Below are 5,057 nucleotides of genomic sequence, written 5' to 3' on the forward strand. Positions count from 1 at the left end.
CACGCAGGGTTCGCCTTGTTGCTGCAGGTCGGCGAGTGCATCGATCCAGGCCGTGTTGCTCATGGTTCTGTCCCTCGAAGGTGAAAGATGCGCCACGCGTCTTTCACCGAAACGATCATCTAATACCCGGTGGGCTGAAGCAGATTTTCGCGCTGCCCACGCTGTTGGTTGGTCAGGCATTCGTAGGGTGGGCTTTAGCCCACCATTGAGGTTCGCCCATTGGTGGGCTGAAGCCCACCCTACATTGCTGAAACGGAGCGCCGCCCAGCCCAACCTACAACTTAGGCCGGGGTGGTTTCCGCTGTTGCGCCTGCACTAGCAGTCCGCTTCAACTTACGCATCTGCTCCACACCCCAGAGCACCCGCTCGGGCGTCGCCGGCGCGTCGATCTGCGGCTGGGCCTTGTAATCGGCCAGGCTGGCGACGGCGTCCTTGATCGCACACCAGACCGAGATGCCAAGCATGAACGGCGGCTCACCCACGGCCTTGGAGTGGAACACGGTGTCCTCCGGATTCTTGCGGTTCTCCACCAGCTTGACCCGCAGATCCAGCGGCATGTCCGCCACGGCTGGCACTTTGTAGCTCGCCGGGCCGCTGGTCATCAGCTTGCCCTTGTCGTTCCACACCAGCTCTTCCATGGTCAGCCAGCCCATGCCTTGAACGAAACCGCCTTCTACCTGGCCGATGTCGATGGCCGGGTTCAGCGAGGCGCCGACGTCATGCAGGATGTCGCTGCGCAGCATCTTGTACTCGCCGGTTAGGGTGTCGACGATCACTTCCGAGCACGCCGCACCATAGGCGAAGTAGTAGAACGGCCGGCCGCGCGCCTGGCTGCGGTCGTAGTAGATCTTCGGCGTGCGGTAGAAGCCGGTGGACGACAGCGAAACCTGGCCAAAATAGGCCTGCTGGATCAGCTCGTCGAAAGATACGTACTCGTCGCGAATGCGCACCTGACCGTTCTTGAATTCCACATCCTCTTCGGTGACCTGGTAATGCCGGGCGGCAAACTCGATCAGGCGTTGCTTGATGGTTTGCGCGGCGTTCTGCGCCGCCTTGCCGTTGAGGTCGGCGCCAGAAGACGCGGCCGTCGGCGAAGTGTTAGGCACCTTGTCGGTATTGGTCGCGGTGATCTGGATTCGCTCGACGTCGACCTGGAACACCTCGGCCACTACCTGCGCGACCTTGATGTTCAGGCCCTGGCCCATCTCGGTGCCGCCATGGTTCAGGTGGATGCTGCCGTCGGTGTAGACATGCACCAGCGCGCCGGCCTGGTTGAGGAAGCTGGCGGTGAAGCTGATGCCGAATTTCACTGGCGTCAGCGCCAGGCCTTTCTTCAGGATCGGGCTCTTGGCATTGAACGCGCGAATCTCTTCGCGGCGCTTGGCGTACTCACTGCTGGCCTCGAGCTCGGCGGTCATCTCTTCGAGCATGTTGTGCTCGACGGTCTGGTAGTACGGCGTGACGTTGCGCTCGGTCTTGCCGTAGTAGTTGCGCTTGCGCACCTCGAGCGGGTCCTTGCCCAGCTCGCGGGCGACGGCATCCATGATCTCTTCGATGGCGACCATGCCTTGCGGGCCGCCGAAGCCGCGGTAGGCGGTATTCGACGCCAGGTTGGTCTTGCAGCGATGGCCGTTGATGGTGGCATCGCCCAGGTAGTAGGCGTTGTCGGAGTGGAACATGGCGCGGTCGACGATGGAGCCGGAGAGGTCCGGCGAATAGCCGCAGTTGCCGGCCAGGTCGATCTCGATGCCATGCAGCAGGCCGTCGTCATCGAAGCCGACGTCATACTCGACGTAGAAGGGGTGACGCTTGCCGGTCATGGTCATGTCTTCCATGCGCGGCAGACGCATCTTGGTCGGGCGGCCGGTCAAGTGCGCGATCACGGCGCACATGCACGCGGGGCCTGCGGCCTGGGTTTCCTTGCCGCCGAAACCGCCGCCCATGCGGCGCATGTCGATGACGATCTTGTTCATCGAGACGCCGAGTACCTCGGAGACCAGCTTCTGCACCTCGGTGGGGTTCTGTGTCGAGGTGTAGACGATCATGCCGCCGTCCTCGGTGGGCATCACCGAAGAGACCTGGGTTTCCAGGTAGAAATGTTCCTGGCCGCCGATGTGCAGGCTGCCCTGCAGGCGACGCGGGGCGGTGGCCAGCGCGCCACTGGAATCGTCACGTTTGTGGGTATGGCTGTCGAGTACGAAGTGCTTCTTGCGCAGCGCATCGACCACGTCGATCACCGGCTCCAGATCTTCGTATTCGATGATCGCGGCCATGGCTGCTTTGCGCGCGGTTTCCAGGCTGTCCGCGGCGACGGCGATCACCGGCTGACCGACATATTCGACCTTACCGTCGGCCAGCAGCGGGTCACCGGGCATGACCGCGCCGATGTCCAGCTGACCCGGTACGTCCCGCGCCGTGATGGCGATGGCCACGCCCGCAATCTGGTAGCAGGGCGCGGTGTCGATGCGCACGATGCGGGCATGGGCTCGGTCGCTCATGCGGGCATAGACGTGCAGCTGATTGGGGAATTCCAGGCGGTCGTCGACGTACACCGCCTCGCCAGTGACATGCTTGGGCGCGCTGTCGTGCTTGACGCTGCGGCCGACGCCAGTGACCAGGTCCTGCTTGAACAGGGCGGCGATTTCTTCCTGGGTTTTGGTTGGCTTATGCATAGGAAGTGACCCTCGTCTCGTACGCCGGCGCTTGGTGTTCGTGGAAGCATTTACGCAGCAAGTTCTGTGCGACCAACAGGCGGTATTCGCGGCTGGCACGGAAATCGGTCAACGGTGTGAAGTCCTTCTCCAGTGCCTCACACGCGCGCTCGATAGTGTCGGCAGTGAACGGCGCGCCGATCAGGGCGCGCTCGCAGGCCACCGCGCGTTTCGGAATGGCCGCCATGCCGCCGAAGGCCACCCGGGCATCGTCGATCAGGCCGTCTTCGAGCTTCAGGTCGAAGGCTGCACAGACGGCGGAGATGTCATCGTCGAGGCGCTTGGACACTTTGTAGGCGCGGAACACCCGGTTCGGCTGGGCGCGCGGCACGATGATCTTCTCGATGAATTCACCTTGCTCGCGAGCGGTGACCTTGTAGTCGATGAAGTAATCCTGCAGCAGCAGGGTGCGGCTGTTGTTGCCTTTGCGCAGCACGACTTGCGCACCCAGCGCGATCAGCAAGGGTGGCGAATCGCCGATGGGCGAGGCGTTGCCGATGTTGCCGCCCAGGGTGCCCTGGTTGCGGATCTGCAAGGAGGCGAAGCGGTGCAGCAGCTCGCCGAAGTCCGGGTATTCCTTCGCCAGCACTTCATAGCAATCGGTCAGCGGAGTGGCGGCGCCAATCTCGATGCCCTTGTTGGTGACCTCGACTTTCTTCATTTCAGCGATGTGGCCGACGTAAATCATCACTGGCAGCTCGCGGTGGAACTGGGTGACTTCCAGGGCGAGGTCGGTGCCGCCGGCCAGCAGGCGGGCGTCCGGGTTGGCGCTGTAGATGTCAGCCAGATCGCCTACGGTCAGCGGCGAAAGGCAGCGCTTGTCGCCGCTGTTCAACTCGGCGGTTTCGCGGGGTTCGATGGCCTTCAGTTGGGCGATGGTTTCGGCCTCGCGTGCATCAAACTGGTCCGGCTGCTTGCCACCGCACGCCTGCTCGGCGGCTTCCAGGATCGGACGGTAGCCGGTGCAGCGGCAGAGGTTGCCAGCCAAGGCTTCATGGGTGTCGGCTTTGTCGAAACCGTCCGCTGATTTCTGCAGGGCGAACAGGCTCATGACGAAGCCCGGCGTGCAGAAGCCGCACTGCGAGCCGTGGCAGTCGACCATGGCTTGCTGAACGCTGTGCAGCTGCCCCTGGTGCTTGAGGTCTTCGACGGTGATCAGCTGCTTGCCGTGCAAGGCGCTGACGAAGGTCAGGCACGAATTGAGCGTGCGGTAGCGCAGGCGGTCACCGTCCAGCTCACCGACCACGACGGTGCAGGCACCGCAGTCACCGGAAGCGCAACCTTCTTTGGTGCCGGACTTGCCGCGATATTCGCGCAAATACTCCAGCACGGTGGTATTCGGATCGAGTGTCTGCTCACGGCGCAGTTCTCGATTGAGTAGGAACTGGATCAAGGCGGGCCTCCGGGGCTTATTGTTCTGGGCTCTGGGGGTGGAAATTAGCCTTATCTGACTTTTCGGTCAAGAAATTACTGACCCAAAAGTCAGCGCATCCGATGAGCCGTTTCTGACTGATCCATTTGTCACCATAAAAGCGCGTCGAGCATGCCAAGAGTGTGGCTCAGGCATGCTGCTCTTGCTGATGGCGCTGTTCGCTACCTTCACCATACTTTCGCTGATCGGGCTGTGGCCCGGCTCTGCAGGATGAAATCTCAATGACGTTGCGCATCTACCTCGCTGGCCCCGCTGTGTTTCGGCCTGATGCCCTTGAACAGGGGGAATGGCTCAAGGCTTTGTGTGCCGAGTTCGGCTTCATCGGTTTGTACCCGCTGGATAAGCAGGTGCCGCATGGGATCAAGGGGCCGCGTGACCAGGCAGCCTGGATCTATCGGGCCAATCTGGAATTGCTCGGTCAGGCCGATGCGGTGCTTGCCGATCTGAACTTCTTTCGCGGTGGCGAGCCGGACAGTGGCACCAGTTTCGAAGTCGGTTATGCCGCGGCGCAGGGCAAGCCGATATATGGCTATCTGGAGGGGGAGGGCAGCTATGCCGAACGCCTTCAGCGCCAACATCCGCAGCTTTGTGGCGTGCCTGGCCTCGATTGCGACGGGCTGCAGCTGGAAGCGTTCGACCTTCCCCTGAATCTAATGCTGGCTGTGCCCGCTACGCTGATTTGCGGTGGGCCGCGTGAGGCTCTGCAATGCATGGCCAAGGCGCTGCGCCCAGCGCCGCATGCCTAGTCGCGCCTGAGCAAACTGGCCGTCGGATCTGGCGCGGCAGTTTGCTTTTAACGGGCGTGTTTGCGCTCAAAATTGGCGAATCGAAGAACTGAGAAGCTGACTGCTCCGTCCGGACGCCGGCGAGCGTCGCTGCTCGCCGGTCATACGACCCGCCAGTCCTTGAGCGAA

Annotated in this window: 3 protein-coding genes; 1 reads left to right on the forward strand and 2 read right to left on the reverse strand. The window is 62.3% G+C overall.

The genetic code is table 11. The features are described 5' to 3' along the window. Window positions 1–281: 281 nt before the first annotated feature. Window positions 282–2,672 (reverse strand): xanthine dehydrogenase molybdopterin binding subunit, encoded by a 2,391-nt coding sequence (gene xdhB, locus PSTU_RS0109380; RefSeq protein WP_019340780.1) that lies wholly within the window; start codon window positions 2,670–2,672, stop codon window positions 282–284. Beyond that, the gene (gene xdhA / locus PSTU_RS0109385) at window positions 2,665–4,104 is read right to left on the reverse strand and encodes a xanthine dehydrogenase small subunit (RefSeq protein WP_019340781.1); all 1,440 of its coding nucleotides are present in this window, start codon (window positions 4,102–4,104) and stop codon (window positions 2,665–2,667) included. The genes xdhB and xdhA overlap by 8 nt, the downstream gene beginning before the upstream one ends. Before the next feature lie 260 nt (window positions 4,105–4,364). On the opposite strand from xdhA, the gene PSTU_RS0109395 reads away from it, so the two are divergent. Continuing rightward, window positions 4,365–4,889 carry a nucleoside 2-deoxyribosyltransferase gene (locus tag PSTU_RS0109395; RefSeq protein WP_019340782.1) on the forward strand — a complete coding sequence of 175 codons (525 nt, stop codon included), beginning with the start codon at window positions 4,365–4,367 and terminating at the stop codon, window positions 4,887–4,889. The last annotated feature ends 168 nt before the right edge of the window (window positions 4,890–5,057 follow it).

The sequence above is a fragment of the Stutzerimonas stutzeri SDM-LAC genome, assembly GCF_000235745.1.
In the GTDB taxonomy this organism is placed as follows: domain Bacteria; phylum Pseudomonadota; class Gammaproteobacteria; order Pseudomonadales; family Pseudomonadaceae; genus Stutzerimonas; species Stutzerimonas stutzeri_H.

What these genes read in the sequence shown, in the direction of transcription:
- xdhB (WP_019340780.1), bottom strand. Translation starts at nt 2,672, where the DNA reads ATGCATAAGCCAACCAAAACCCAGGAAGAAATCGCCGCCCTGTTCAAG.
- PSTU_RS0109395 (WP_019340782.1), top strand. Translation starts at nt 4,365, where the DNA reads ATGACGTTGCGCATCTACCTCGCTGGCCCCGCTGTGTTTCGGCCTGAT.